Here is a 26515-nt window from a genome sequence, read left to right as displayed (position 1 = left end):
AGACATGACGATCAGGGGGCCGTGCGACGAAGCCCGCGCAGCTGGCATCTGAAGGCGCGCGAAGGGCGGTCACAGCTCGCATATGCCGGACAGGTTTACACGTCGACCCGGTCTCGGGGTCGAAAGATTGCGACCCCGAGACCGACGTTGCTTGAAGGATCAGAAGACACTGAGGAGGGGACGCTGGTACACGTCCCACGTGACGCCTCCGATGTCAGCCCATTGCACGAGAATGTCCTCGTCGCTTACGTCCGGATTGAATGCGTTCGCGGCGCTCACTCCGGAAGCTGCGAGCTTCGCCGCGTCCTGCTTCGCCCATTCAGCCAGGATGGCGGTGGTTTTACGTCGGTCTTGTGTCACCGCGATGTGGTCGAGATCGTGATCGTCGACGGACTGCATCTGCACGATCCACACGGGGTCGGTGTCATAGACCGTGGTGCCGTCGTCGTTGTGCACCTCTCCATCGGCGACGCGCCAGCGCCAGCGGCTGTAGTCCTCGCCTTCGCAGATGATCTCTCCGTCGATGCCTTCGGCGGCGAACACCCCGAGCAGACGTTTCACGTCATCGTCGTCATGGCGGCCCTCACCACTGGCCCACAGCACCGTGTCGGTTTCGTCGGCGCTCAGGTCGACTCTCCCTTCGGCGCAGGTGCCGTCTGTCACCCCGAGTGCTTCCATCAGGGCTGTACCGACGATAAGCACTGCATCGTGGTGATCTTCTGGTTCGCTGAGGTCGAGCGGGCAGTTCGGTAGTTCGAGTATGGTTTTCGCGGTTCGTCGCAGCTTCTCCTGGCCTTCTGGGGTGCCGGGAACGGTGAACGACGCGGATGAATAGACGTCATAGCCCATGTTCTGCCTCCTGTGATCGCGTTACGGCAACACAATGGCGGGCGGGAGATCGGACTGCGGCACGATGACGCCGGCGTTGCTGCACCGTTCGCGACTAGTCACGGATGGGCCGGACAGGGCGCCGGCGTCGCCGCTGGGTGAAGCGTCAGGCTTCACCCAGCTCGCCGGTCAGGCTGCGGCTGGCGCCTCGAGTGCATGCGCAGTATCTGACCACCAGTGGTCGAAATTGCGGTGTTGCTTGTCGGCTACCACGGCTGGCGCGACGGTGTAGAGCTCTTCGAGAGTGGGGAATTGGTCGCCTCGACGTCGCAGGTAGGCGCGGGTGATCAGCCCGTCGACCTCGACGTCGCTTCCATAGTCCCTGGTAAGTCGGGTGAGCATGGTTCCGCGGGAGCCGGTGGCGATCCGTTCTACGGCGCGGGCGGCGTTCGCCATCTTGGTGGGATCGCTCTTTGATGGCCGCAGGATGCGTCGTACTCGGTAGAGCGCGTGCTCGGTGCGGTCGAGTTCGTCGGTGAATGCGGTGAGCACGTGGTGATGCTGACCGTTGGAGGCGAGCAGGTCGATCAATCGTTTTCCGGCGATGAGTCCCTGGTTGGCGTTCAGCGCCAACGCCACGTGTTCCATCGTCAGAGCCAGCGCGGCCTCATCGGGTCGCTCTGCGTACCGCTGTAGCGCTTCGATACGGGATGTCTTGTTCGACAGGGCGAACGGGCAGTACACGCACGCTGATTTCGAGATGGGCTCACCGACGACATCGACGATGAAGTCCTGGCAGTCCTGGCGAGTCCACTGCCAGTCGATTAGCGGGTACTCACCGGTTCTCAGAGCGGTGTTGAAACGGGTGTCTTTGAGGGCCCTGGACTGTTCGTGCAGCTCGAACCCGAGTACGTGCCGGTATGGCCGGCCTCGGGTGATGCGTTCGATGACCGGGTCGAGGCAGTCGCCCTTGGCGTGGACGCTGCTTTACTGCACCAACTCCTACGGGTCCGGTGGCCCGACCCCGGGCATGCCGATGTCGGTCATCGCCGCGCGTTGTGTGCGTTGAGCCTCCGCCCGCTTGCCTGCCAGGAACTTGAGTGTCAACTCGATACCTTCAATCTCGCCAAGCCATCCTTCGAGTTGTGCGCGCCGACGGCGGGAGAGTAGGTCCTCCTCTATCTCGTCAAGCCTGACGATCATCTTCGGGTCGACGTGCAGCATGGGGCAACGAATACAGGAATGCTCATGCGAACAGGGTGTGCCGTATGGACGACCGCAGGATCCGAGCTCGATTTTCCGCTTGTCGAAGTGCTCTTCGAACTCGAGCCACTCTTCGTCCGTCACCTGGCGGTACTCGTCATTGGGCCGAGAGGCGCGTCGCCGGTCGAGGTAGGCCTGGTAGTGGCGGACGATGTCGTCGTTGAACACCGCGGTGTACCCCCGCGTCGTGTTGATATTAAGGTGGCCGAGCAGGGCCGCTCCGATGTGGATCGGCAAGCCGTTGTTGACCACATCGGTGGCGAACAGTCGCCGAAAGTCATGGGCGGTGAAGTGAATACGCTCGCCGACCGGCATCGCTGCGACCAACCGCTGGCTGGCGTTCTTGAGTGCGTTGTTGACCGACCCGGTTGATACGACCCTGCGTACCGCACCGACTTGCCGCTGGAACAGGAACGGTAGGGGTTCGGTCCAGGCACGCTCAGCGGCGTCGTAGCGCGGAATCACGGGAACAGAGCCGTTTGCAGTCTGCCGGCGAATGATCGTCGCGATGACGTGGAACAAGTCAGCCGACATCGGCAGTACGCGCTCGCGGTCGGACTTCGACGGTGCGATCACGAGCAGCGCCACCACTTCCCCGTTGGAGCGTTGATACTGACGGATGCTGGTGTGTGATAGCTCGACTAGCTCTTCGACTCGAATGCCTGTCTGTCGCAGTACTTCAACGTACGCCCATGCCCAGAAGGCTGAATCCTCCTCGGCGACCGCGTCGATGACGTTGCCGGTGATGTCGTCCACGACTCGGACAGTTCGCGCGCGCTGCCGGGAATTGAGCCGATCGGTTCGAGAATCAGCGCGACGGTAGTCCTTGCCGCGGAACACGAATGACTCCCCTAGTTCACACGCGGTCGCTGCCGCCAGGAGACCACCGAAGAACTCTTTGCGTTCTTCGGCGAGGGCCACGAGTCGAGGGAGAAGTGGCTGAAGTTGGCGTGTACGGTCATCCATCCTCTCCTTGATCCGGCGTCGACGTGTGGCGAAATCACGCAGGTCTGACTGAGGAATGGGACAGCGTGCAGCCCAGACGGCCCACCGCGCAGGTTCTTCGAGTGCCCAGCTTTGAATATCCATGTAGAACGCGCGGACCGGGAGGAGGATCGCGTGAAGGTCCATGCGCCGCTCGCCGCCCGCGCGGTGGCGAATCGTTTCACGCCACTGTTCGTAGAGGGCGTCGGGAATGTTGAGGTCGGGGTGGCCCGGGGACAGCTCCTCGATTTGTGACCAGAAACGGCCTGCCAAGGCGCCTGCAAGGTTGACTCGTGTCGTGTAGTCGGTGTCGCCCTGCCTGGCGATGAGGTATTCGATGAGGAGCTGACGGATCCCGAAGTTCTTTATGTCGTACCGGTCGACGAGTTGTGCCGCACTGAGTTGTCCGGTGTAGAGGGCCTTGCGTAGCGACGACGGGGTCCCTGGTGGGAAGTGGCCGGACGCGGCCATGACGTCCCACGCGAGCAGGCCGACAAAGTGACCGCGGTGACGATGGGCAGATGCAGCCTGATTCTCGAGCTTGCGCGTCTCGAGCGAGTAATACAGGAATGCCTGCCACGTCAATGCCGATACCGGGATTCCTTGCGTTGTGAGTGCGCACGCGATGTCGTACTTTGCCCGATGCCGAAACCGCGGGTGGGTATCCGCGTCGTCGCACGCATCGAACAGCTTCGTCAATGCGGGGTCTGCGGCACATGCTGCGAAGTAGTTGGCGTAGTCATAGAACTTCTGGGCCCGAAAGGCTTGTAACGACGGACGGATGACCCGAAGAGCGAATAGGGCCTGGACTCCCCAGCTCAGCTCGTAGCCTTCGTCCTTGGTCGCGCCTAGTGAGGTGACCGATGTTCCGGCGTTGTCCAGCCCACTGCTGTTCCAGCGCTGCTGCCAGGTGCTGCCGTCGAACCGGTACAGGTACTTGAGCAGCTTCGTAGTGCCGCGCCGACGCTTGCCTCGTTGCGTGCGGTTCTGAGAGCCGAAGCCCTCCGTTGCGAGCATCACCAGTTCAGAAACGGACACGCCCGACAGATCCCCATAGCGAAAATCAGCGAGAGCTGCCGGCTCTGCCGGGGCGGCGTCGAGGGTATCCAGTTCGAACCTCGAAGCTCCGTATGTTGTCGACCGGAGGTTGGTCGGTCGCGGCGGCCGGCGGGCCCGGATTGTGAATGATTCAGGCACCGAAGACACTCTCCATGTCCGCAGGGTCGTATCCCGGCGCGAGGCGGACTTCGGGAGTCGGCCGCTGATAGTGCTCCTGCAGCCTGTCGACGAGGTCCTCCAAGCGCGCAAGTTGGTATCGGCCAGTGGTTTCCACGTTCGCGTGCCGCAGGATCGTCTGAGCCTCGGCGAGGCTGATATTCGGGTCGTTCGCCAATCTGACGGCCGCTGTATGCCGCAGGTCGTGCCATGTCCAGTTCGTTCCCAGGGTTTCGTTCGCGCGCTGCAACACTCGCCTCAAAGCGCTGTAGCTCAACGGGCGGCGTGCGCCACGGCGAGTACGCCAGATCGGCTCATGCGGGTCGAACGGGCCTTCCGCGTCCATGTACCTCCGCAGCATCCGTAGCGCTTCAGTCGACGTCGGTACCTGCTGGCGAGCACGAGTGCCTTTCGAGACGACGTAGAAGGTCATCTGGGCCCAGTCGATGTCAGACGGTGTCACGCGCAGCAGCTCTTCCGCGCGTGCACCACTAGTGACGAACAGCAGCAGTAGAGCCCGGTCGCGATCACACCGCATAGCCTCGAACAGTTCATTCCACAGCCGGTCCGGTATCGACCGAGGAGATCGAGTCGGCACTCGTTGGCGCAGGGAGCCACGGCGGTAGCTGGCTGGTGGCTCGATCGGGCTTCGGTGACGCACCGCCGCGTCCCGATCGGCGTTCGCGGGCACAGGATTGATCACAGGTCCGCGCCCCAGGCTGGCATGGAATTGATAAAAGGACGAGACCACACTCAAGGTGTGGTTGATCCCCGCTGGGGCATACCCGTCGCGTAGCGTCGGCTTTCCAGTCCTCGGGTTTACCGAACCCGCGTGGGTTCCCGAAGCCGTGGAGCGGCTTCGCTGGGGATTGCGACCGCTTCTCAGTACACCGACGAGTATCTCAACCTCGCTTCGCTGCGCATTCTCCCAGTTGGCGTCAAGTGCCCACAGCACCCGAAACCAACGCAGAAGGCCGTATGCATACGCACGAACGGTTCCCGGCGCCATGTCACACAGAACCAATTCCCGCAGATACCGCGTGACCGCCTCGACCTCACCACCGTTGGTATCGATAACGATCCACGGAGGAGTCAGCCCGTCGGATGCCACTACCTTCCCGACGCGAGGTACAACCGCGTCCCCGTCGATCAGAGCGCGGCGGAAGTCCGACATAGCTCAAGGCTCTCAGTAGTCGGAGCGCAAGGCGGTATGACACGCCGCTCTGCATACCTATGCGCTGCGTATCCTCGGGGACTGTCCGGAAAACGGTGTGTGAAGGTCCGGTCCGACCCGAAAGGAAATGACCGTGACTGACACGACAGAAGTGCTGGGCGAGGCGATCATTGATCCCGTGACCGGGGAGATCATCGATCAGAAGGAACTCGCGGAGCGTCTGCTCGCGCAGGCGAAGGAACAGGGCGTGAGCCTGGTCGGGCCGGGAGGCCTGCTGAGCCAGCTCACGAAGAGCGTGCTCGAGACCGCTCTGGAAGCAGAACTGACCGAGCACCTCGGTCACGAACACGGCGGAACACCGATCGCGGAGAACATGCGCAACGGCACCCGCACCAAGACCGTACTGACCGAGATCGGGCCGGTCGAGATCGAAGTTCCCCGGGACCGGGACGGCTCGTTCGAACCGGTCATCGTCCCGAAACGCAGACGTCGGCTCGACGGGATCGATCAGATCGTGCTCTCGTTGACCGCCCGCGGGTTGACCACCGGTGAGATCGCCGCGCACTTCGACGAGGTCTACGGGGCGAAGGTCTCCAGGGACACCATCAGCCGGATCACCGAGAAGGTGACCGCCGAACTCGCCGAGTGGTCCTCCCGGCCACTGGATCCGATCTACCCGGTCATCTTCGTCGACGCGATCGTGGTGAAAGTCCGTGACGGACAGGTGCGCAACACCCCGTTCTACGTCGTGATGGGCGTGACCGTCAGCGGTGAACGCGACATCCGCCCCCGCACGCGGGAGGAACCCCCAGGCATCTGGGCCGGCGACGGTGCTGAAGGCGCCCGGTTCTGGTTGCAGGTGTTCAGCGAGTTGAAGAACCGCGGCGTCGAGGACGTATCCATCGCCGTGTGTGACGGGCTGAGAGGACTTCCCGAGGCGATCAACACCACCTGGGAGCACACGGTCGTCCAGCAATGCATCGTGCACCTGATCCGCAACAGCTTCCGGTACGCCGGACGGCAGCATCGCGATGCAATCGTCAAGTCCCTCAAGCCGGTCTACACGGCTCCGAGTGAGCAGGCCGCGAAGGATCGATTCACCCGAGTTCGCCGCCGAGTGGGGCGAGCGGTATCCGGCGATCGTGCGGTTGTGGGAGAACGCCTGGGCGGAGGTCGTTCCATTCCTCGAGTACGACGTCGAGATCCGGCGGGTGATCTGCGAGGGCGTTCGCGATCGAGTCGATCAATGCCCGCTATCGGCGGGCAGTCCGCGCCCGAGGGCACTTTCCCAACGAGGCATCGGCGCTCGAGTGCCTGTACTTGGTGACGCGGTCCCTTGACCCCACGGGCGGGGGCCGCGCACGCTGGGGGATCAGGTGGAAGCCTGCGTTGAACGCGTTCGCGATCACCTTCGCCGGACGGCTCGAAAGAACCATCCGCTAATGAGAACTGCCGGGCTCCATACACCGTTTAAGGACAGACCCTATCCTCGACCAAACGAATCGAATGGACCGTGCCGACCGTCAACGTCCCAGCCGACTAGCGAGATAGAGCGCGTCGCGACCGACTCCGCGTAGGGACGCGGAGGAGAGGCTGCGCTGCCATTCGAGGCCGATGTAGCCGAGTCCGGTGTGGGTGGTGGACAGGCCTTTCCGTTGCAGGGGGCGTCCGGCCTGGTCGAGGGCGCCGATACCGGCGAGGTAGGGCAGGTGGGGTGTGTATCCGGTGGCGAGGATGATCGTGTCGACGTCGGTGGTGGTGGCGTCGGGCCATACTGCGGTGTTGCCGTCGAGTCGGGTGAACATCTCTCGGGGGGCGGGTTGGGATGCGGCGAGGGCGGCGCGGTAGCGGCCGGTGTCGAAGACCGGCACGGTGGGCGGGTTGGTGATCCGGTGTCCGATGGGGAGGGCGTCGATGCCGGTGATGGTGAACCAGAAGTGCATGTCGCGGCCGAGGGGGCGTTGCGGGGCGAACTTCACCGGTGCACGGCTGGCGAGAGTGACCGTGGCGGTGGCGGCGAGTTCCGCGGCGATCTGGACCGCGGAGTTGCCGGCGCCGACGACGATCACGTTCTCGCCGGTGTGGTCGGCGGGGGTGCGGTAGGTGCTGGCGTGCAGCAGTTTTCCGGTGAAGGTGTCTTGTCCGGGCAGTGCCGGGAGGTGGGGTGAGCCGAATCCGCCGGTGGCGGCGACGAGCCGGGGTGCGGTGAAGGCGGTTCCGGTGTCGGTGTGGGCGGTGAAGGTGTGTCCGTCGTGGTCGACGGCGTCGACCCGGTGGTTGAGGTGGATGTCGACGTCGAGGCCCTTGGCGTAGCGGCGGAGGTAGTCGACGACTTCGTCGCGGTGCGGGTAGTGGTCGGGGTCGCCGGGGAAGGAAAGCCCGGGTAGGGAGCTGTACTTCGCGGGCGAGAACAGGGTGAGGCTGCCGTAGTAATGCGGCCAGGATCCGGCGGTGTCGTCGGAGGCTTCGAGGAGTGCGGCGGTCAGACCGCGCTGGCGCAGGGCATGGGCTGCGGCCAGGCCGGACTGGCCGGCGCCCACGATGAGGGCGTCGTAGTGGGACATGTGGGGTCCTTGAAGGTCAGGTGGCGGCGGGGCGGCGGGGGACGCTGGCGGCCGCGACGAGGGCTGCGAGGAGTGCGATGGCGCCGAGGACGAGGTAGGCATGGGCGTAGCTGCCGGTCCAGTTCGACAGGGCGGTGCCGGCCCAGGGGGCGAGTGCCATAACGATGACGATGGGTGCGGACATCAGGCCGTTGAGGCGGCCGTAGTGGGTGGCGCCCCACCGGTCGGTGATGGCGGTGGCTTGGACGAGGGTGAACAGTCCACGGATCAGTCCGGCGCCGATCGCGACGGTGATCAGGGTGGCGACCGTGGTCACGACGCCCAGCAGTGCGGTGCTGACGGCGGTGGCGACGAGGACGCCGATGGCCCGGCTGCGGGCCGAGGTACGGGCGGCGAGGGGCAGGTAGCCGATGCGGCCGAGGAGCTGTCCGGCCCCGCTCAGGCCGAGAATCAGGGCCGCCAGGGATGGGGAGAAGCCTTGTTCGATGAGTAGCGGGACGAGGTTGAACACGCCGGCGAAGGCAGCGAACGCGCCGAGGCTCAGCGCGACGACGAGGGCGAGGAACGCGGGGCTGCGGGAGGCGGCGCGGTGATCGGCCGCGTCTCCGTGTGCAGGTGCGGGTGGGTGCGGCCAGCGTCCGCGCAGCCCCCACAGGTGGGCGGGGATGGTGATGGCGGTGAGGATCGCGGCGAGGATGAGATAGGTGGCGCGCCAGTCGGTTCGCTCGACCAGCGTCGCGGCCAAAGGCGCGAACACGGTGCTCGCCAGGCCCGCGGCGAGGGTGAGGATCATCAGCGCCTTGACGTAGCTGTCGCCGTACCAGCGGGTCAGGGCCGCGAACGCGGGCGGATAGAGCACGGCGCCCATCGCGATACCGGCGACGATCCAGCCGGCGTAGAACGTCGGCAGGTTGCGTGCGGTCGCGATGAGAAGCAGTGCGGGCACGGCGAGTACGGAGCCGGCGGTCATGATGGCGCGCGGGCCGATGCGGTCGATGATGCGGCCGACGGGGATGCCGGTGAATGCGGCGGCGAGCTGGCCGATCGAGAACGCGGCCATGATCGTCTGCAGGGACCAGCCGGTGTCGTCGGCGATGGAGACCGACAGCACGGGGAACGCGTAGTAAAGGATGCCCCAGCTGGTGATCTCCGTCAGGCACAGGATCGCCAAGACCCGCCGCAGACCGGCCGCGGGAAGGGTGTCGGTCTGCGGCGGGGCCTTGGTGTCCGTCATCGGGCTAGCGTGCCCCGCCGGGTGCGGTCAGGGTCACCAACTCCGGCTGCGGCGCGCCGCAGCAGCCGCCCTCGGAGGCGTCGGCGTCGGGCTCGTCGAATACCCCTGCGCCGCCGCAGACCCCGGTTTCGGGGAGGATCAGCTCGACGCGGGCGGCGGCCTCGTGGTCACCGGCGATGGCGGCGGCGATGCTGCGGACCTGCTCGTAGCCGGTCATGGCCAGGAACGTCGGTGCGCGGCCGTAGCTCTTCATTCCGGCCAGGTAGAAGCCGGGTTCGGGGTGGCTGAGTTCCTTGGCGCCGTGCGGGTAGACGGTGCCGCAGGAGTGCACGTTCGGGTCGATCAGCGGGGCCAGCTCCGTCGGCGCCTGCAGGACCGGGTCGAGGCCGAGGCGGATCTCCGAGAGGAAGGACAGCTCGGGCCGGAAGCCGGTGAGCACCACGACGCGGTCGATGGCGTCGACTCGCTGACCGTTGTCGGAGGTCAGGGCAACCTGGTCCTGGCCTGTGGGTTCGACTGCGGCGGTGCGGAAGCCGGTGACGACGTTCAGCAGGCCGTCGTCGACGGCCTTCTTCGCCTTCAGGCCCAGGGCGCCGCGGGCGGGCAGCTGGTCGGATTCGCCGCCACCGAACGTGGAGGCGACGTCGCCGCGGCGCAGGATCCAGGTGATCCGGGTGCCGGGTGCTTCCTTCTCAAGCGCGGCGAGAGCAACGATGGCGTTCAGTGCCGAGTGGCCGCCGCCGGCGATCGCGGTGTGCTTGCCCGCGTACTGGGCGCGCACGGCCGGGTCGTCGAGGTCAGGGACGCGGTAGGAGATGACGTCGGCCGCGGCCTTCTCGCCGAGCGCGGGCAGTCCTTCGCCGCCGAGCGGGTTGGGGGTGCCCCAGGTGCCGGAGGCGTCGATGACCGCCTGCGCGAGCACACGTTCCTCGGTGCCGTCGGCGCGGCGGATGTGCACGGACAGCGGTTCGGTGTCGCGGCCGGAGTCGACGACGAGGTCGCGGCCGCGGCGGGCGACGCCGATGACCTCGGTGCCGAACTGCACGGCGTCACCGAGCGCGGCGGCGAGCGGGGCGAGGTAGTCGCGGACCCACTCCTGCCCGGTCAGATACGCCTCATCGTCGGGGGCATTCCAGCCGGTCTGGTCGAGCAGGCGGCGGGCGGCGGAGTCGATGACCTCGGCCCAGCGGGAGAACAGTCGCACGTGGTTCCACTCGGCCACGGCAGCTCCTGCGCGGGGGCCCCGCTCGAAGACCAGCGGGGTGAGCTGGCGTTCGCGCAGTTCTGCGGCGGCGGCCAGACCGATGGGTCCGGCACCGATCACGACGACGGGCAAGTCGTTCATCATTCGACCTTTCATCGATGTTCTTCGATCAATGCCACAGTATCGATGGTCATCGATGAATGCAACCATCGATGCCGATCGATATACTGAGTTCATGGTTACGTCCACTGAGTCCGCCGAGTGCCGTGTCCCGCCCCGCGCTGGTGCCGGGCATCCGTCGGCCGGTCTAGCGGCCGAGGACGCGGCCACCTACGCCGGTTGGTTCGCCTGCCTGGCCGAACCGACCCGTGTCCGGCTTCTCCACGAGGTCGCCAGCACCCCGGCCGGGGCCAGCATCGGGGAGCTGGCCACACGGCTGGGCATCGGCCAGCCGACCATCTCGCACCACGTCCGCAAGCTCGCCGACGTCGGCTTCGTGACCGTCCACAAGGACGGCACCAGCTCGGTCGTGGTGGTCAACCCGGCGTGCTGCACCGGTCTGCCGAGCGCGGCCGACGCGGTCATGGGCCTGCTCACCCAGCGCCCGTGCTGCCCGGACGATCTTCCCGGTGACGTCACCGTTCGGCCGATGACCGACGAGGACTGGCCGGCGGTGCGCCGCATCTACAGCGACGCCATCGCCACCGGTCTCACCACCTTCGCCACCGAGGTGCCGCCGCGGAAGACGCTCGACACCCAGTGGCTCCCGGATCACCGGTGGGTCGCCGAGATCGACGGCACCGTCGTCGGGTGGGCCGCCCTGACCGCGGCGTCGCCGCACGAGCATTTCCGCGGGGTCGCCGAGAACGCGGTCTGTGTCGCCGACAGCTGGCGCGGCCGCGGCGTCGGCAAGGCCCTGCTCCGGACGCAGGTGATCGCCGCCGATCAGGCCGGCCTGTGGACGCTACAGACCTCGGTCTTCCCGGAGAACCGGGCCGCGATCGCGCTGCACCACTCGGCCGGGTTCCGCACCGTCGGTGTCCGCGAACGCATCGCCCAACTCGGCGGCGAGTGGCGCGACACCGTCCTGCTCGAACGGCGATCCGAGGCCGGAGCCCCCGCCAGCTGGGCGGCGTGCTGACGGTCATGGACATCGAGCTGCTCTACTTCGACACCTGCCCCAACTGGCAGGTCGCCCGGGAACGGATCGCGCAGGCCCTCGCTGAGACCGGGAACGCCGGCACACCGATCACTCTCCGCACGATCGACACCCCGGACGAGGCAGAACGCGAAGCATTTCCCGGTTCGCCCACCATCCGCATCGACGGAGTCGACGCCTGCGGGCCGACCACCGGAGTGGGGCTGACCTGCAGGGTCTACCACACCCCCGACGGCCCGGCCGGAGCACCGACAGTGACCGACCTCGTCGCAGCGATCCGCCGGGCCGAGCTGCGGCGACACTGACGACAGACACTCGGTCCGGGCGCGCGGAGCATGCGTTCGAGCATCTTCGAAAATGTCGAATGGCGGAAACCGAACCGATCAGCGACCTCGTGAGTGAGGGCAAAGATGCCCGCTCGTTCCGCCCACAGTGCAGCACTGCACCGAAGGCGACACGAGCGGGTTCACGGCCAACGCAACATGCGACCTAGCAGCAGCCCGTCATCGGCGTGCACGCGCACATCTCACATGTTCCGTTCGCCATCATTACCTGACAGGCCCACCAGGCCTGCAGATTCGTCAGCCAGTTCTCCATGTCCTCACCTGATCTCCGACCCCCACCTAACATCGTAGTTCACCGGTTATCATCGCCATATGGCGATTAATAGCGCGGATGGGTGCCTGGCATCGAGGGGTACCGGCTCGACCCTCGACGCGGCGGTGGCGCTGTTCCACAGCCTCTCGGACGGGACTCGGTTGGCGATCGTGCGCCGCCTCGCTGCGGGTGAGGCTCGGGTGGCGGATCTGGTCGGCGAGTTGGGGTTGGCGCAGTCGACGGTGTCGGCGCATGTGGCGTGTCTGCGGGACTGCGGGCTGGTGACCGGCCGCCCGCAGGGGCGGCAAGTGTTCTATGCGCTGGCCCGGCCGGAGTTGATGGATCTTCTCGCCTCGGCGGAGACGCTGCTGGCGGCGACCGGGAACGCGGTCGCGTTGTGCCCGAACTACGGCACCGACGCCGAGGAGAAGTCATGAGCGACGCATGCGGCTGCGGCCACGACGAACCCCGCCCCGAAGGCGAGGAAGAACACGAGCCCGAAAAGCTCTGGCACATCACCGAGATCCGCGCCGCCGCCGCGGCCGGAGTGCTGCTGGTCGCGGCGCTGATCGTTCGGCTGACCGGCGGAGCCGATGCGCTCGCTGTGGGGCTCGAGGCGGCCGCTCTGACCGTCGCCGGCTACACGTTCGTCCCGTCCACGCTCAAGAGGCTGACCAAGGGCAAGATCGGCGTCGGCACGCTGATGACGATCGCCGCTATCGGCGCGGTCCTGCTCGGCGAGGTCGGCGAGGCCGCCATGCTCGCGTTCCTGTTCGCGATCAGCGAGGGACTCGAGGAGTACGCGGTCACCCGCACCCGCCGCGGCCTGCGGGCCCTGTTGTCCCTGGTCCCGGACACCGCCACGGTGCTCCGCGGTGGCCGCGAGGAGACCGTCCCGCCGGCCGATCTCTCGCTCGGCGAGATCATGATCGTCAAGCCCGGGGAGCGGATCGCGACCGACGGGCGCATCCGCACCGGACGCACCGCCCTGGATACCTCCGCGATCACCGGCGAATCGGTGCCCGTCGAGGCCGGCCCCGGAGACGAGGTGTTCGCCGGATCGATCAACGGCACCGGCGTCCTCGAAGTCGAGGTCACCGCTGGCGCGCAAGACAACTCGCTGGCCAAGATCGTGCGGATCGTCGAGGCCGAGCAGTCCCGCAAGGGCGAGGCCCAGCGCCTGGCCGACAAGATCGCCAAGCCGCTCGTCCCGGCCGTGATGGTCGCGGCCGCGGCCATCGCCGCAGTCGGCAGCCTCGCCGGGGACCCGCGGGTGTGGATCGAACGCGCCCTCGTCGTGCTCGTCGCCGCCTCACCGTGCGCGCTGGCGATCGCCATCCCCGTAACGGTCGTCGCCGCGATCGGCGCCGCATCCAAGCTCGGCGTCCTGGTCAAGGGCGGTGCCGCCCTCGAAGCGCTCGGCCGCATCCGCACCGTCGCGCTGGACAAGACCGGCACCCTCACCCGCAACCAGCCCGTCGTGATCGACGTCGCTACCGCGAACGGCGCCACCCGCGACGACGTCCTCTCGGTGGCCGCGGCGTTGGAGGCCCGCAGCGAACACCCGCTGGCCCGAGCGATTCTCGCCGCCGTCGACCACTACGTGCCCGCCGACGATGTCGACGCCGTGACCGGCGCCGGACTGACCGGCCGCATCGACGGCGCACCGGTTCGGCTCGGTCGACCCGGCTGGATCGACCCCGGCCCGCTCGCCACCGACATCGAACGGATGCAGCACGCCGGCGCCACCGCGGTCCTGATCGAACGCGCCGGAACCGTGATCGGGGCAGTCGCCGTCCGCGACGAACTCCGCCCCGAGGCCCGCGAGGTGATCGCCGGCCTGCACCGCGACGGCTACAAGGTCGCGATGCTCACCGGCGACAACGACCGCACCGCCCGCGCCCTGGCCGCCGACGTCGGCATCGACGAAGTGCACGCCGACCTGCGCCCCGAGGACAAAGCCCGCATCGTCGGAGCCCTCCGTTCTGCACACCCGACCGCGATGGTCGGCGACGGGGTCAACGACGCACCCGCCCTCGCCACCGCCGACCTCGGTATTGCGATGGGTGCGATGGGCGCCGACGTGGCGATCGAAACAGCCGACGTCGCTCTGATGGGTGAGGACCTGCGCCACCTGCCCCAGGCGCTGCACCACGCGCGCCGGTCTCGGACGATCATGCTGCAGAACGTCGGCCTGTCCCTGGCGATCATCACCGTCTTGATGCCGCTGGCCCTGTTCGGTGTCCTCGGCCTGGCCGCGGTCGTCCTCGTCCACGAAGTCGCCGAGATCGTCGTCATCGCCAACGGCGTCCGCGCCGGACGCGCCCGTACCCTCACCGCAGCGGAACCCTCGGCGATCACGCGCGAGCCGATCGCCGGGGCTCGGTCATGACATCCGCCGAGCCCACCACCTCGACCTCGGCCAGGTGGCGCCGCGGCCGCCGCACCCTCGTCGCGGTCGCCGTCGCCTTAGCTGCGATCGCGCTGGTCGTCGATCCGATTGCACGCGACACTCTTTCCGGGGGCCGGGCCATCGATCTCGGTCTGCTACAACTGCGCCTGACCTACAACACCGGGGTCGCGTTCAGTCTCGGTGACCAACTCCCCACCGCCGTCGTTCTTGCCGCCACCGCGGCCATCACCGCCACGATCAGTGTGTTCGCGTGGCGTACCGCACCCGACAGTCACCCGATCCAGACCGTCGGGCTCGCCGCGATCGTCGCCGGCGCCGCCGCCAACGTCATCGACCGTCTTCTCGACGCCAAGGTCACCGACTACTTCCACACCGGGTGGTTCGCCACCTTCAATCTCGCCGACACCTACATCACCTGCGGCGTCGTCCTCGTCATCGGCGCATTGCTCCTCGAATCCAACGAGGAACACGCACCATGACCCGCATACCCGAGCACCTGCGCAACGCCCACACCGCGGAAGCGTCCGGGTGAACGTGGGCGCGCTCGTCGCCGGCCCCTTATCGGACGAGTGTGGTCAGTTGTCGAGGTCGAGTTGGGCGACTGCGGCTTTGGCGGTGCGTCCGACGCCGAGGATGGTCGCCGATCCGGGACCGGTCCAGTCGCCGTAGCCGAGCAGGTGCAGGCGGGGCTCCTTGAGCGCCTTCGTGCCCGAGACGGCGATCGTGCCGTCGTGCTCGCGCAGCCGCAGCGGACGCAGGTGGGCCAGGGCGGGCCGAAAGCCGGTGGCCCACACGATGACATCCGCGTGCTGCTCGAGGTCTCCCCAGGCCACGCCGTCGCGGGTGAGGCGGTCGAACATCGGTAGCGCCTGCAGGACACCGCGATCGCGGGCGGCGCGGACCTCGGGAACCATGACGATGTCGCCGAGCGACGCCGGTCCGCCGGGATCGGGTTTCCCGGTGGCGATCGCCGCGGCACGCTCGGACGCGACCTGGAACAGCACCCGCCCGTCGACGTCGTCGGCGAGGAAGCGGGGTGGCCGGGTCGTCACCCACGTGGTGGCGGCTGCGGTGGAGATTTCGGCGACGAGCTGGGCGGCGGAGTTGCCGCCACCGACGATCACCACCCGGGCGCCGGCGAAGTCCGAGGCTCGGCGGTAGTCGACGGTGTGGAGTTGGCGGCCGGTGAACTCCCGCGCACCCGGGTAGAGCGGCCAGAACGGTTGCTGCCAGGTGCCGGTCGCGCTGATCACCCGCCGGGCCCGCCAGATCCCCCGGTTCGTGGTGACGGCGAGGTGCTGCCCGCCGCGGTCCACACCGGTGACCCGGACGGGCCGCTCGATCGGCAGGTCGTAGCGCTCCTCGTAGGCGGTGAAGTAGTCGACCACATGCGAGGCGGGCGGGAATCCGTCCGGCCACGGCGGCATCGGCCATCCCGGCAGGGCCGCGAACTCCGCCGGGGAGAACAGCCGCAGCGACGGCCACGTGTGTGGCCATGCCCCGCCCGCGATCGGCTGGTCGTCGAGGATCACGAACCGGTGCCCGGCTCGCCGCAGGTAGTAGCCCGCGGCCAAACCTGCCTGACCGCCACCGATCACGACCACATCCATGTCGGTCACCGATCCCTGCTCCATCACGCTCAGGCGGTAACGGGCTCGCCCGCCGCGGCCAGGGTGTTCTCCGTGATGTCACCCTGCTCGGCCAGCCAGCGCTCGGCGTCGATCGCGGCGGCACAGCCGGTGCCGGCCGCGGTGATGGCCTGACGGTAGGTGTGGTCCACCAGGTCGCCGGCCGCGAAGACGCCCTCGGTGGAGGTGGCGGTGGTCGGCGACTGCACCTGGACGTAGCCGGCGGCGTCGACGTCGACCTGGCCCTTGACGAGCTCGCTGCGCGGGTCGTGGCCGATGGCGACGAACATGCCGGTGACGTCGAGCGTGGACTGCTCGCCGGTGACCGTGTCGCGGACCACCAGGCCGGTGACGCTGTTCTCACCCAGCACCTCGACCGGCTCGGCGTTGGTGACGAAGCGGATCTTCTCGTTCGCCTTGGCGCGCTCGAGCATGATCCGGGACGCGCGGAACTCCTCGCGGCGGTGCACGAGCGTGACGCTGCGGGCGAACTTGGTCAGGAAGGTGGCCTCCTCCATCGCGGAGTCGCCGCCGCCGACCACGACGATGTCCTGGTCGCGGAAGAAGAAGCCGTCGCAGGTGGCGCAGGCGCTGACGCCGCGGCCGAGGAGCTTCTCCTCGCCGGGGATGCCCAGGTAACGGGCGGCGGCACCCATCGCGAGGATGACGGCGCGCGCGTAGTAGGTCTCGCCGTTCGCGGCGACCTTCTTGACCGGCCCGTCGAGCTCGATCTCCTCGACGTCCTCGGTGCGGATGTCCGCGCCGAAACGCTTGGCCTGCTCGCGCATCTCGTCCATGAGGTCGGGGCCCATGATGCCCTCGCGGAAGCCGGGGAAGTTCTCCACCTCGGTGGTGGTCATCAGCGAGCCGCCGAACTGGGTGCCCTCGAAGAGCAGGGGCTCGAGCTCCGCACGGGCGGCGTAGACGCCGGCCGTGTACCCGGCGGGTCCGGAGCCGACGATGATCAGGTCGTGGATGGTCGCGTCAGTACTCAATGAGGAGCCTTCCGTGCGGCCCCCGCGGGGGCGTAGAGGTGGACGTTTCCGGTCAGGAGCGGGCGGGCTCGGCGGTCAGTTCGGCGATCAGCGCCTCGACCTTCGCCTTGATCTCGTCACGGATCGGGCGGACCGCGTCGACACCCTGCCCGGCCGGGTCCTCGAGAACCCAGTCGCGGTAGGACTTTCCGGGGAAGACCGGGCAGGTGTCGCCGCAGCCCATGGTGATCACGACGTCGGAGGCCTGCACCGCGTCGACGGTGAGGATCTTCGGGGACTGGGTCGAGATGTCGATGCCGACCTCGGCCATCGCCAGGGTCGCGGCGGGGTTGACCTGGTCGGCCGGGGCGCTGCCCGCGGAGCGGACCTCGATCCGGTCACCGGCCAGCGCGGTGAGGAATCCGGCGGCCATCTGGGAGCGGCCGGCGTTGTGCACGCAGACGAACAGGACCGACGGCGTGGCGTTCGGGGAATCGGTGGTCATCGAGAACCTTTCGGGAAGATGGAGGGGGTCAGGCCTGGGTGGTGGTGGTGAGTTCGGTGAGCAGGCCGCGGACACGAACATCGATTTCGTCGCGGATCGCGCGCACCATGTGCGGCGATTGCCCTTCCGGGTCGGGTACCGACCAGTCGAGATACCGCGTGCCCGGATGGACCGGGCAGGCGTCGCCGCAGCCCAGGGTGACCACCACGTCGGCGACGGCGACGACCTCGTCGGTCAGCGGCTTGGGATACGCGGCGGCCAGGTCGATTCCGGTTTCGGCCATCACCGCGAGGACGGCGGGATCGATCCCGCCGGTCGGGGCCGAGCCCGCCGAATGGACGTGGACACGGCCGCCGCTGTGGTGGTCGAGCAGCGCCGCCGCCATCTGCGAGCGGCCGGTGTTGTGGGCGCAGACGAACAGCACCTCGGGCGCCGTCTTCACCACGGCACCGTCGGTGTGGGCGCGGGCGGTGAGGCGTTCGGCGGCCAGCCTGGGCGCGAGCGCCGTCAGATGGGTGTGCACCGTGGCGGTCTCGCGCAGCGCGGCGTACGACTCGAACACCGTCCGCTCCACCGTTTCCGGGGAGAAGACCCCGACGTATCTGCCGGCGAGATGCTCGGCGGCCCGCCGCAGGACCGCCTCGGGAACGAGTAGTTCGGACTGATGGCGGTCGACATGCTGGGACATGTTCGTCTCCTGGCCTTCTCGGGTCACGAAGCGATGGGTGCGGGAGAATCCGTGCGGTTGAAGCGTTTGCGTAGCGCGAGGGAGACGTAGACCAGGCCGACGAGGACGGGGACCTCGATCAGCGGTCCGACGACCCCGGCGAGGGCCTGGCCGGAGGTGACGCCGTAGGTGGCGATCGCGACCGCGATGGCGAGCTCGAAGTTGTTGCCGGCGGCGGTGAACGCGAGGGTGGTGGTGCGCTCGTAGCCCAGTCCCATTGCGGCGCCGAGGGCGTAGCCGCCGCCCCACATGATCGCGAAGTACGCGAGAAGCGGGATCGCGATCCGGACGACATCGAGTGGCTGCGAGGTGATCTGGTCGCCCTGTAGCGCGAAGAGGATCACGATGGTGAACAGCAGGCCGTAGAGCGCCCAGGGGCCGATCTTCGGCAGGAACCGCTTCTCGTACCACTCGCGGCCCTTGGCCTTCTCCCCGAAGTGGCGGGTGAGGAACCCGGCGAGCAGCGGGATGCCGAGGAAGATCAGTACGGACTTGGCGATCTGCCACGGTGAGGTGTCGATGGTGGTCTGTTCGAGGCCCAGCCAGCCGGGCAGGACCGAGAGGTAGAACCAGCCGAGGACGGCGAACATGATCACCTGGAAGACGGAGTTGATCGCGACCAGCACGGCGGCCGCTTCGCGGTCGCCGCAGGCGAGGTCGTTCCAGATGATGACCATCGCGATGCAGCGCGCGAGGCCGACGATGATCAGGCCGGTCCGGTACTCCGGCAGGTCCGGCAGGAAGATCCAGGCGAGGGCGAACATCAGCGCCGGGCCGAGCACCCAGTTCAGGACCAGTGAGCCGGCGAGGAGCTTGCGGTCGCCGGTGACGGTGTCGAGGCGGTCGTAGCGCACCTTCGCCAGGACCGGGTACATCATGATCAGCAGGCCGAGTGCGATCGGCAGGGAGATGCCGTCGAGTTCGACGGCCCCGAGCGCGTCGCCGAGGCCGGGGATCATCCGGCCCAGGAGCAGGCCGGCGACCATCGCCACGCCGATCCACACCGGCAGGAACCGGTCCAGTGTCGAGAGCTTGCCGACAACAGCGGGATGGGTGGTCGTCTCGGTCACCGGGCCACCTCCACGACCGCGGCTGCGGGCACGCAGGCCGAGCCTTCGACGACACCGGCTTCGGACGACAGCACCGCCGAGAGCTGCGCGAGCGCAGAGGGGATCACCCGGTAGTAGACCCAGGTTCCGCGGCGCTCGCAGTCGAGCAGCCCGGCCTCACGCAACACCTTGAGGTGATGCGAGATCGTCGGCTGCGACAGCTCGAACGCCGGGGAGATGTCGCACACACAGCTCTCGCCGTTCTCGTGGCTGGCAATCAGGCTCAGCATCCGTAGACGCACCGGATCTCCGAGCGCCTTGAACATCCGGGCCAGGTCAGAGGCCCAATCCGAGGTCAACGGCTCCCGCGTGATGGGCGAGCAGCAGGCCTCGACCCCACTCGACGATTGATTCGACATACGTCTATATTGACTCTTATCGATTCAACTCGTCAACCGAACGGCCGGTGAACACGGCCACCCCCGGAAGGATCCGAGCGTGCACAAACCTTCGGTGCTGTTCGTCTGTGTGAAGAACGGCGGCAAGTCCCAGATGGCGGCCGGGCTGATGCGCAAGGCCGCCGGCGACGCGGTCGAGGTGCACTCGGCCGGCACCAAGCCCGGAGCCGCGGTCAACGCCCTGTCCGCGCAGTCGCTCCTCGAGGTCGGCGTGGACATCACCGCCGAGACCCCGAAGGCGATCGACCCGCAGCTGCTGCGGGCAGTCGACGTGGTGGTCACCCTCGGACGCGAGGCCCACGTCGATCCCGTCCCAGGGACCCGGTTCGAGAACTGGGACACCGACGAGCCGTCCGAACGCGGCATCGACGGCATCGACCGCATGCGCCTGGTCCGCGACGACATCGCCGCCCGCGTCGACCGGCTCGCCGCCCAGCTCACCGCCCCCACCCACCCCTGAGAACTGAGAGGACCCCCTGATGACCCGTATCGAGGTTTTCGAGCCCGCACTGTGCTGCAACACCGGAGTGTGCGGCGACGACGTCGACCAGGCCCTGGTCACCTTCACCGCCGACATGGACTGGATCAACACCCAGGGCGGCGACGTCGCCCGCTTCAACCTCGCCAACGAGCCCCTCGCCTTCGCCGAGCGGGAACCGGCCAAGGCGTTCCTGCAGCTCTCCGGCTCCAAGGCCCTGCCCCTCGTCCTCGTCGACGGCGTCACCGCCGTCACCGGCCGCTACCCCGACCGCGCCCAGCTCGCCAAGTGGGCCGGCATCGCCGCCGAACCGGTGGCCGCGCCCGCCGGGATCCAGATGCTCGGACTCGCCGACACCACCGGCGCCGGATCCTGCTGCGGCGACGGCCCGGACAACACCAGCTGCTGCTGAAAGGTCGACCCATGAAGTTCCTCGACGGTGCACCACGGTTCCTGTTCTTCACCGGCAAGGGCGGGGTCGGGAAGACCTCGATCGCCTGCGCCTCCGCCGTCGCCCTCACCCGCGAGGGCAAGAAGGTCCTGCTCGTAAGCACCGATCCCGCCTCCAACGTGGGGCAGGTCTTCGGGTTGAGCATCGGCAACACCATCACCGACGTTCCTGCCGTCCCGGGACTCTCGGCGCTCGAGATCGATCCCGAACAGGCAGCTGATGCGTACCGCGAACGCATCATCGGCCCCGTCCGCGGGCTGCTCCCCGAGAAGGAACTCGCGTCGATCACCGAACAGCTCTCCGGGTCGTGCACCACCGAGATCGCCTCGTTCAACGAGTTCACCGCGCTACTCACCGACGAGACCACAATCGCCGGGTTCGACCACGTCCTGTTCGACACCGCCCCCACCGGCCACACCATCCGGCTGCTGCAGCTGCCCGGGTCGTGGACCGACTTCCTCGACGACGGCAAGGGCGACGCCTCCTGCCTCGGCCCGCTGTCCGGGCTCGAGAAACAGCGCACCATCTACGCCGGCGCCGTCGCCGCCCTCGCAGACCCGCAACGCACCCGCCTCGTCCTCGTCGCCCGGCCGCAGCGCTCCCCGCTGGCCGAGATCGCCCGCACCCACACCGAACTCGCCGACATCGGACTGACCGAACAGCACGTCGTCATCAACGGAGTCCTCCCCGCCCCCGACCGCAGCGACGCCCTGGCCACCGCGATCTACGACCGCGAACAGGCCGCCCTCGCCGCCCTACCGGGCGACCTGCGGAAGCTGCCCCTCGATCAGATCGAGCTCAAGGCCACCAACATGGTCGGCATCGACGCCCTCGACACCCTGTTCACCACCGAGTCGAACACCACACCGGCACACCCCGATTCCGAGACCGCTGCCGACGTGCCGGACGCACCGCTGTCCGCGCTCGTCGACGAACTCGCCGCCGACGACCACGGCCTGATCATGTGCATGGGCAAGGGCGGAGTCGGGAAGACCACCATCGCCGCTGCCGTGGCCGTTGCGCTCGCCGAGCGCGGCCACCAGGTCCACTTGACCACCACCGACCCGGCCGCGCACCTCACCGACACCCTCGCCGGCAGCCTCGACAACCTGACCGTCTCGCGGATCGACCCGGCCGAGGCCACCGCCGCATACCGGGAGCGGGTCCTCACCAGCAAGGGCGCCACCCTCGACGAACAGGGCCGCGCCAACCTCGCCGAGGACCTCAAGTCCCCGTGCACCGAGGAAGTCGCTGTCTTCCAGGCCTTCTCCCGCATCATCCACGAATCCCGCCGACACTTCGTCGTTGTCGACACCGCCCCTACCGGCCACACCCTGCTCCTGCTCGACGCGACCGGTTCCTACCACCGCGAGATCGCCCGGCAGATGGGCGAGAACACGAACTTCACCACCCCGCTGATGCGGCTGCAGAACCCCGACGAGACCAAGATCCTCATCGTCACCCTCGCCGAAACCACACCCCGCCTCGAAGCCGCAACACTGCACGCCGACCTCGAACGCGCCAGCATCCACCCCTGGGCGTGGGTGGTCAACAACTCCACCGCCGCAGCGAACCCGACATCACCACTGCTCCAACGCCGCGCGGACACGGAACTCGCCGAAATCGACGCCATCACCAGAACACACAGCAGGCATGCGATCGTGCCCCTGCGGCCCGCCGAACCGCGCGGAGTAGCGGCCCTCTCCTCGCTGGTACGAAACGAGTCGACTTCTACGTCACTCAGCTGAGATCGGACGGGGTGCGCCACCGATGAATGGGCTCGTCGGTGGCCTCACCTCGCCCCGAGGATCGATTACAGGGAGGCAAGTCTGAACAAGCCGGCGCGCACCCACTGAACGATCGTGACTGAAATGTGCACTACAGCTTCGGCCTCCGTTTGGGTCGGTGTCCGTGTCGCACCAGTGCCGTGGCGGTCCGGGTTTGGCCACGCCATCTTCAGCAGCGCGTGAAGGGTCTCCACACTTCCGATGCTGTTGCTGTCGAGTCCAAACCCCCACTTCGACGGCTTCGCGGCAATCGCCTTTTCGATCGTCCCGAGCGTGGCTTTCGGATTGTTCGGTACGACGACCGGCCACAACGCCGCTTCCATCGCCTTGATGGCGTGATCCCATGCGTCCGACGGATTCGGATCGCGGCCGTACGCGTTTGCCCATGCCTCAGCGAGCTCCCTCGACGCATCGTCCGCTGCACTTGTCGCAGCCTCGAATTGCTTGCGCGCACTCGCATCCACCCGGCGTTCGAGAGTCTTCCCTCCGGAGGCCACTGCCCATGCAGATCCACCGTCGAGGAGCATGCGATCGAGACCGGAGTCGGCTACTTCAGGCGACAAACTCAGAAGTGCGTCCAACACGTCGAGGAAGGCGCCTTCGTCCTTCAAACACACGCCCAGAATGTCGTTCATCAAGTCGCCGCGGGTCACACCAGCCCGCGTAGGGATTCGAGCACGAACCGCAACCTTAAACATCAAGTCGTCACGCATCGCGGACCGCCCCGAGACCGGCCTACTCCGGTACCCGAACTGGTTCTGCAGGTAATAGATCAACACTGGAGAGAGATGCGCCGACACCCCCTCGTAGAGGGCGTAATTGGGCTGCCCAGATTCCCGAGCCGATAGCGGTCGCCAGGCAGCCATACGTGTCCCCCTCTCCAACCGCAGTCTGCGGTAGTTGACTTCGCACACGCTATCGCCGCTCGCCGACGCTGCGACTCCTAACACCGCGCTTCGCTGTCCACGGCCCAAGAACAGGCGAAGTTCACGACACCCCTTCAGACGAGTCCTGCACCTCATGACTGAACACCTGCATTGAGCAAGACAACCGAGTTGGTGCAGTCAACTGAGCATAGACGTGCCCCACCAGCTTGCGGAACTGTTCCTGCCGAGAGCATTTCGTCGGAGAGCTTGTAGCGGCCTTCGGTGAACATTCGGTCGGGGCTACGCGTGTCCGAGAGTACGACGATGCCCTTTCCTGTGGAGGTGGCATAGCGGTCTGATCGGGCTACCTGAATGAGCCGGATTCGGTGCGCTCGCATCAGGGGAAGCACGAGCTTCTCGATTTCAGTACGCGCGGTGGCTTTTTCGTCGCCGGTCTGAGCGGTGACGACCGCGAGGTCGTCGAGCTCGAAGTTCCGGCTGGTGGGGTCGGTGAGCCAGCGTAGGAGGATTGCGCAGCTATCTACGCCCATTCCGAATCCGAGCACAACTTTGGGGATCGACTCGTCGTGATTGAGGCCATCGAGTCCTGGAATGCGTGCTCGGGGGCTGTCGAACAGTGGGAGCGTCTCTGCGATCAACGGTGTCTCCTACGAGATCAAGGGGTTGGATGCCACCGCAACGTAGGAACGGTCAGCCGTGAGCAGGGCACGGATACGTGCAGGTCAGTTGGGTTTCCGCTGGCCCAGGATGGGCGATGGGTGCTCTTGTCGGACAGGGTGTCGACCCCCTGCCGGGGATGGTGCGCGAAGGGTGCGCGCTGGGTGCGCGCTGGGGGTGCGCTGGGTGCGCGCTGGGGGTGCGCTGGCGGTGCGCTGGCCAGGGCTGCTTCGGCGGGGTTGTCGCCACTCGGGATTTCGGACAGTCCATGCGGAGCGGTGATGGCCCCGCCTGAGTGGGGCCATCTGCGTCGATCAGCTGATGAAGTCGATACCGAGTTGCGCCGCGGTCTGCGTCGCTCCTGCGGTGAGTACTTCGTTGATCTGCGAGGGCTGGATGCCGTTCTGCAACGCGATATCGAGCAGATCCACCAGTCGGTGCAAGGGGTTGCGCCGTTTGACCATGGCGATTGCGATCCCTGCAAGCGGGCCGTTGCCCGTCATGTATGTCAGGGCTGCAACCACCGCAAGAGCTTCGACGCGGCCCTGTCCCCGTGTGCGTCGCGCCACGTCGGCGAACAGATCGATTGCTGCGTGCGATCGGTCGCCGGACCCCATGCCCAGGGCTAGGTCGCGCACTTTCGGGTTGAGGATTGCCCCGGCTACGGCCTGCACATCGCTGCTGTCCACAGGTTTCCCGGCGGCGCACGTGTCGACCGCGTCGTACACGACCATCACTGCTGCGAGGATGTCCTCGTCGTCGGGACGGGCATCAGCATCCAGTCCCTCACCGGATGCGGCGAGCGTGCGGGTCAGCTCGTCTCGGGACGGTGCAACTGTGCCGCCTTCCATTGCTCGGACCACTGCCAGTTCGTGCACAGCGGGATCTTCGAGCAGTCCGGTCGTACCGGTACGGGTCTCGCACCATAGTTCGCCTTCGCCGACGGCGGCGATGTGCGCAGCCATCTTGACGGGGTAACCGTGCTGTTCGATGGTTTCGACAGCGCGGCTCAGCCGAGCTTGGCGGGCGTCGACTTCGGTTCCCACTGCGACGACAACGACGGAATCCAGTCCATCGACCGTGGCTGTGCGCGCCAAGGTGTTGACGAGCTGGTGACGTCGCTCGGGGTCGTCGATGAGGTGGATGTCGAGCCGGTACGTGCAGACGACGCGGTTTTCCTCGTTGAGGGCTGCGGCGATGATCGATTCCTCCGGCACGAACCCGAACATTGCGGGAATCATGGCGATGACCGATCCGAATCCTTCAGCTCTCGCTACCGTCATGTCGGCACCTCTTTCGTTGCGTTCCGATTTCTTACGCAGCAAAGGTCTCGCAGCGCGAGAAGTGGTGCGGCACGGCAATTTGCGGGCGGGCGTGCTTGTGGTGGTGACGATGGTTCGGTGGTGGACAGATGTCTCATCCTGCGGCGACCGCACCTGCAGAATGCCCGTTACGTCCGGTTACAGGAGTAACGCGGTAGGTAGTGCTGCTCGATGCAGGAATGCAGAACCAAGAGAAAGCACCGATGCCCGATGAACACTCCCCCTGGTTGGTATCCCGATCCCGCTACCCCTGCACAATTGCGATGGTGGGACGGGCAGAACTGGACTGAGAAGACCACCCCTGCCCCAGCTCCAGCTGCTTCAACCCAGGCCGACCCGCTCACCACCATGAGCATTCCCACGCACCCGGATCCGTTCGCCACCGCGCAGCCGTTCGCTCCTCCCCCGGCCCAGATCGCCGGCAGCGGACAGCCACCCACGTCGACGACCAACTACCTACCCAACCTCATCGCCGCTATTGCCGCGAGCGTCGGGATCGTCATCGGCAGTATCGGCCCCTGGGCAACGTTCATGGCCGTGTCGAAGAACGGTATCGACGGGGACGGCGCGGTCACCTTGGTACTGGGGATCGTCTCCGCCATTGCCCTGTTCTCGATCCTTGCCCGCGGTGGAAAGTCCCGCATCGGTGACCGGTGGCTCGGTGTTGCTATCGGTGTCGTCTGCTTGGTGACGTCGATCGTGGACATCGTGGACGTCAGTTCGATGACCACCGAGGTCTTCGACCGGACAGTCGGAGTACAAATCGGGTGGGGCCTGTGGTTGACCGCACTGTCGTCTGCGGTGCTGTGTCTGACCGGTTTGACCGTCGCCAAGCAAACCCGCAGGAAGTAGCCGCTGCGCGATGACCGGCGAGTGCGGAGTACAAGCCCACCAACCAGTTCGGTGCGGCTCCTACTTCGCGGCGTCGGGCATCACCGCACCGACCATCCGTAGAGG

At 67.1% G+C, this 26515-nt stretch carries 25 protein-coding genes and 2 pseudogenes; 11 read left to right on the top strand and 16 right to left on the bottom strand.

All coding sequences use genetic code 11. The annotated features are described in order from the left end of the window. Nucleotides 1–159 precede the first annotated feature (159 nt). From ACLBYD_RS25505 to ACLBYD_RS25490, 4 genes are all read right to left on the bottom strand, one after another. Nucleotides 160–849 carry a hypothetical protein gene (locus ACLBYD_RS25505; protein ID WP_237211428.1) on the bottom strand — a complete coding sequence of 230 codons (690 nt, stop codon included), beginning with the start codon at nucleotides 847–849 and terminating at the stop codon, nucleotides 160–162. A gap of 168 nt (nucleotides 850–1017) precedes the next feature. Beyond that, entirely contained in the window at nucleotides 1018–1467 is a 450-nt protein-coding gene (locus ACLBYD_RS25500) for a hypothetical protein (protein ID WP_447818593.1), read from the bottom strand. 363 nt (nucleotides 1468–1830) lie between these two features. Next, nucleotides 1831–4272, bottom strand: coding sequence for a tyrosine-type recombinase/integrase (locus ACLBYD_RS25495; protein ID WP_237211430.1), 2442 nt, complete (start codon nucleotides 4270–4272; stop codon nucleotides 1831–1833). Next, nucleotides 4265–5464 carry a tyrosine-type recombinase/integrase gene (locus ACLBYD_RS25490; protein WP_237211431.1) on the bottom strand — a complete coding sequence of 400 codons (1200 nt, stop codon included), beginning with the start codon at nucleotides 5462–5464 and terminating at the stop codon, nucleotides 4265–4267. The genes ACLBYD_RS25495 and ACLBYD_RS25490 overlap by 8 nt, the downstream gene beginning before the upstream one ends. A 127-nt stretch (nucleotides 5465–5591) precedes the next feature. Between ACLBYD_RS25490 and ACLBYD_RS25485 the strand changes: the two are divergent. Next, a pseudogene (locus ACLBYD_RS25485) lies at nucleotides 5592–6907 on the top strand (IS256 family transposase). A gap of 80 nt (nucleotides 6908–6987) precedes the next feature. On the opposite strand, the gene ACLBYD_RS25480 reads toward ACLBYD_RS25485, so the two are convergent. Genes ACLBYD_RS25480 through ACLBYD_RS25470 form a run of 3 tightly spaced genes read right to left on the bottom strand, consistent with a single transcriptional unit; the run spans nucleotide 6988 to nucleotide 10607 of the window. Beyond that, entirely contained in the window at nucleotides 6988–8028 is a 1041-nt protein-coding gene (locus tag ACLBYD_RS25480) for a flavin-containing monooxygenase (RefSeq protein WP_237211432.1), read from the bottom strand. A gap of 16 nt (nucleotides 8029–8044) precedes the next feature. After that, the gene (locus ACLBYD_RS25475; RefSeq protein WP_237211433.1) at nucleotides 8045–9262 is read right to left on the bottom strand and encodes an MFS transporter; all 1218 of its coding nucleotides are present in this window, start codon (nucleotides 9260–9262) and stop codon (nucleotides 8045–8047) included. A gap of 4 nt (nucleotides 9263–9266) precedes the next feature. Further along, a complete protein-coding gene (locus tag ACLBYD_RS25470; RefSeq protein ID WP_237211567.1) occupies nucleotides 9267–10607 on the bottom strand; it encodes an NAD(P)-binding domain-containing protein in 1341 nt (446 codons plus the stop codon). A gap of 94 nt (nucleotides 10608–10701) precedes the next feature. Here ACLBYD_RS25470 and ACLBYD_RS25465 point away from each other — a divergent pair, with 94 nt between their 5' ends. From ACLBYD_RS25465 to lspA, 5 genes are all read left to right on the top strand, one after another. Continuing rightward, nucleotides 10702–11607 carry a metalloregulator ArsR/SmtB family transcription factor gene (locus tag ACLBYD_RS25465; RefSeq protein ID WP_237211434.1) on the top strand — a complete coding sequence of 302 codons (906 nt, stop codon included), beginning with the start codon at nucleotides 10702–10704 and terminating at the stop codon, nucleotides 11605–11607. Further along, the gene (locus ACLBYD_RS25460; protein WP_237211435.1) at nucleotides 11601–11930 is read left to right on the top strand and encodes a DUF2703 domain-containing protein; all 330 of its coding nucleotides are present in this window, start codon (nucleotides 11601–11603) and stop codon (nucleotides 11928–11930) included. The genes ACLBYD_RS25465 and ACLBYD_RS25460 overlap by 7 nt, the downstream gene beginning before the upstream one ends. A gap of 351 nt (nucleotides 11931–12281) precedes the next feature. After that, on the top strand, nucleotides 12282–12659 hold the full coding sequence (locus tag ACLBYD_RS25455) for an ArsR/SmtB family transcription factor (protein WP_237211436.1): 378 nt from the start codon (nucleotides 12282–12284) through the stop codon (nucleotides 12657–12659). Next, entirely contained in the window at nucleotides 12656–14614 is a 1959-nt protein-coding gene (locus ACLBYD_RS25450; RefSeq protein ID WP_237211437.1) for a heavy metal translocating P-type ATPase, read from the top strand. The genes ACLBYD_RS25455 and ACLBYD_RS25450 overlap by 4 nt, the downstream gene beginning before the upstream one ends. Then, complete coding sequence (gene lspA, locus ACLBYD_RS25445) at nucleotides 14611–15114, top strand: signal peptidase II (protein WP_237211438.1); 504 nt, start codon at nucleotides 14611–14613, stop codon at nucleotides 15112–15114. The genes ACLBYD_RS25450 and lspA overlap by 4 nt, the downstream gene beginning before the upstream one ends. A 96-nt stretch (nucleotides 15115–15210) precedes the next feature. On the opposite strand, the gene ACLBYD_RS25440 is transcribed toward lspA, so the two are convergent. Genes ACLBYD_RS25440 through ACLBYD_RS25415 form a run of 6 tightly spaced genes read right to left on the bottom strand, consistent with a single transcriptional unit; the run spans nucleotide 15211 to nucleotide 19937 of the window. Continuing rightward, entirely contained in the window at nucleotides 15211–16245 is a 1035-nt protein-coding gene (locus ACLBYD_RS25440; protein ID WP_237211568.1) for an ArsO family NAD(P)H-dependent flavin-containing monooxygenase, read from the bottom strand. A gap of 29 nt (nucleotides 16246–16274) precedes the next feature. After that, nucleotides 16275–17258, bottom strand: a complete 984-nt coding sequence (gene trxB, locus ACLBYD_RS25435) for a thioredoxin-disulfide reductase (protein ID WP_237211439.1) — start codon at nucleotides 17256–17258, stop codon at nucleotides 16275–16277. 52 nt (nucleotides 17259–17310) lie between these two features. Next, nucleotides 17311–17742, bottom strand: a complete 432-nt coding sequence (locus ACLBYD_RS25430; protein WP_005195323.1) for an arsenate reductase ArsC — start codon at nucleotides 17740–17742, stop codon at nucleotides 17311–17313. A 28-nt stretch (nucleotides 17743–17770) separates the two neighbouring features. Continuing rightward, complete coding sequence (locus ACLBYD_RS25425) at nucleotides 17771–18430, bottom strand: arsenate reductase ArsC (protein ID WP_237211440.1); 660 nt, start codon at nucleotides 18428–18430, stop codon at nucleotides 17771–17773. A gap of 23 nt (nucleotides 18431–18453) precedes the next feature. Continuing rightward, a complete protein-coding gene (arsB, locus tag ACLBYD_RS25420; RefSeq protein ID WP_237211441.1) occupies nucleotides 18454–19539 on the bottom strand; it encodes an ACR3 family arsenite efflux transporter in 1086 nt (361 codons plus the stop codon). After that, on the bottom strand, nucleotides 19536–19937 hold the full coding sequence (locus ACLBYD_RS25415; protein WP_237211442.1) for an ArsR/SmtB family transcription factor: 402 nt from the start codon (nucleotides 19935–19937) through the stop codon (nucleotides 19536–19538). Before ACLBYD_RS25415 ends, arsB begins: the two co-directional genes overlap by 4 nt. 79 nt (nucleotides 19938–20016) lie before the next feature. On the opposite strand from ACLBYD_RS25415, the gene ACLBYD_RS25410 reads away from it, so the two are divergent. From ACLBYD_RS25410 to arsA, 3 genes are read left to right on the top strand one after another with little or no spacing between them, the layout of a single operon-like run. Then, the gene (locus ACLBYD_RS25410) at nucleotides 20017–20436 is read left to right on the top strand and encodes an arsenate-mycothiol transferase ArsC (protein ID WP_237211443.1); all 420 of its coding nucleotides are present in this window, start codon (nucleotides 20017–20019) and stop codon (nucleotides 20434–20436) included. A gap of 19 nt (nucleotides 20437–20455) precedes the next feature. After that, nucleotides 20456–20866 carry an arsenite efflux transporter metallochaperone ArsD gene (arsD, locus tag ACLBYD_RS25405; RefSeq protein WP_237211444.1) on the top strand — a complete coding sequence of 137 codons (411 nt, stop codon included), beginning with the start codon at nucleotides 20456–20458 and terminating at the stop codon, nucleotides 20864–20866. 11 nt (nucleotides 20867–20877) lie between these two features. After that, nucleotides 20878–22653 (top strand): arsenical pump-driving ATPase, encoded by a 1776-nt coding sequence (gene arsA / locus ACLBYD_RS25400; protein ID WP_237211445.1) that lies wholly within the window; start codon nucleotides 20878–20880, stop codon nucleotides 22651–22653. Between the two features lie 65 nt (nucleotides 22654–22718). On the opposite strand, the gene ACLBYD_RS25395 is transcribed toward arsA, so the two are convergent. The 3 genes from ACLBYD_RS25395 to ACLBYD_RS25385 form a co-directional block, all read right to left on the bottom strand. Continuing rightward, nucleotides 22719–23345, bottom strand: a complete 627-nt coding sequence (locus ACLBYD_RS25395; RefSeq protein WP_237211446.1) for a hypothetical protein — start codon at nucleotides 23343–23345, stop codon at nucleotides 22719–22721. A 365-nt stretch (nucleotides 23346–23710) separates the two neighbouring features. Then, nucleotides 23711–24217 (bottom strand): hypothetical protein, encoded by a 507-nt coding sequence (locus ACLBYD_RS25390; RefSeq protein WP_237211447.1) that lies wholly within the window; start codon nucleotides 24215–24217, stop codon nucleotides 23711–23713. Between the two features lie 333 nt (nucleotides 24218–24550). Beyond that, nucleotides 24551–25519 (bottom strand): DUF4192 domain-containing protein, encoded by a 969-nt coding sequence (locus ACLBYD_RS25385; protein ID WP_237211448.1) that lies wholly within the window; start codon nucleotides 25517–25519, stop codon nucleotides 24551–24553. A gap of 210 nt (nucleotides 25520–25729) precedes the next feature. Between ACLBYD_RS25385 and ACLBYD_RS25380 the strand changes: the two are divergent. Continuing rightward, a pseudogene (locus tag ACLBYD_RS25380) lies at nucleotides 25730–25867 on the top strand (DUF2510 domain-containing protein); the annotation flags it as partial. Nucleotides 25868–25906: 39 nt separating this feature from the next. Then, the gene (locus tag ACLBYD_RS25375; protein WP_232238176.1) at nucleotides 25907–26410 is read left to right on the top strand and encodes a hypothetical protein; all 504 of its coding nucleotides are present in this window, start codon (nucleotides 25907–25909) and stop codon (nucleotides 26408–26410) included. Nucleotides 26411–26515 lie beyond the last annotated feature (105 nt).

It is taken from the genome of Rhodococcus sp. C26F (assembly GCF_053345925.1).
This window is presented reverse-complemented; position numbering and strand designations above follow the sequence as displayed.

What these genes read in the sequence shown, in the direction of transcription:
- ACLBYD_RS25415 (WP_237211442.1), bottom strand. Translation starts at nt 19,937, where the DNA reads ATGTCGAATCAATCGTCGAGTGGGGTCGAGGCCTGCTGCTCGCCCATC.
- ACLBYD_RS25465 (WP_237211434.1), top strand. Translation starts at nt 10,702, where the DNA reads ATGGTTACGTCCACTGAGTCCGCCGAGTGCCGTGTCCCGCCCCGCGCT.
- arsD (WP_237211444.1), top strand. Translation starts at nt 20,456, where the DNA reads ATGACCCGTATCGAGGTTTTCGAGCCCGCACTGTGCTGCAACACCGGA.
- ACLBYD_RS25490 (WP_237211431.1), bottom strand. Translation starts at nt 5,464, where the DNA reads ATGTCGGACTTCCGCCGCGCTCTGATCGACGGGGACGCGGTTGTACCT.
- ACLBYD_RS25440 (WP_237211568.1), bottom strand. Translation starts at nt 16,245, where the DNA reads ATGGATGTGGTCGTGATCGGTGGCGGTCAGGCAGGTTTGGCCGCGGGC.
- ACLBYD_RS25505 (WP_237211428.1), bottom strand. Translation starts at nt 849, where the DNA reads ATGGGCTATGACGTCTATTCATCCGCGTCGTTCACCGTTCCCGGCACC.
- ACLBYD_RS25425 (WP_237211440.1), bottom strand. Translation starts at nt 18,430, where the DNA reads ATGTCCCAGCATGTCGACCGCCATCAGTCCGAACTACTCGTTCCCGAG.
- ACLBYD_RS25450 (WP_237211437.1), top strand. Translation starts at nt 12,656, where the DNA reads ATGAGCGACGCATGCGGCTGCGGCCACGACGAACCCCGCCCCGAAGGC.
- ACLBYD_RS25480 (WP_237211432.1), bottom strand. Translation starts at nt 8,028, where the DNA reads ATGTCCCACTACGACGCCCTCATCGTGGGCGCCGGCCAGTCCGGCCTG.
- ACLBYD_RS25455 (WP_237211436.1), top strand. Translation starts at nt 12,282, where the DNA reads ATGGCGATTAATAGCGCGGATGGGTGCCTGGCATCGAGGGGTACCGGC.
- ACLBYD_RS25375 (WP_232238176.1), top strand. Translation starts at nt 25,907, where the DNA reads ATGAGCATTCCCACGCACCCGGATCCGTTCGCCACCGCGCAGCCGTTC.
- ACLBYD_RS25475 (WP_237211433.1), bottom strand. Translation starts at nt 9,262, where the DNA reads ATGACGGACACCAAGGCCCCGCCGCAGACCGACACCCTTCCCGCGGCC.
- ACLBYD_RS25385 (WP_237211448.1), bottom strand. Translation starts at nt 25,519, where the DNA reads ATGACGGTAGCGAGAGCTGAAGGATTCGGATCGGTCATCGCCATGATT.
- ACLBYD_RS25470 (WP_237211567.1), bottom strand. Translation starts at nt 10,607, where the DNA reads ATGAACGACTTGCCCGTCGTCGTGATCGGTGCCGGACCCATCGGTCTG.
- ACLBYD_RS25430 (WP_005195323.1), bottom strand. Translation starts at nt 17,742, where the DNA reads ATGACCACCGATTCCCCGAACGCCACGCCGTCGGTCCTGTTCGTCTGC.
- arsA (WP_237211445.1), top strand. Translation starts at nt 20,878, where the DNA reads ATGAAGTTCCTCGACGGTGCACCACGGTTCCTGTTCTTCACCGGCAAG.
- lspA (WP_237211438.1), top strand. Translation starts at nt 14,611, where the DNA reads ATGACATCCGCCGAGCCCACCACCTCGACCTCGGCCAGGTGGCGCCGC.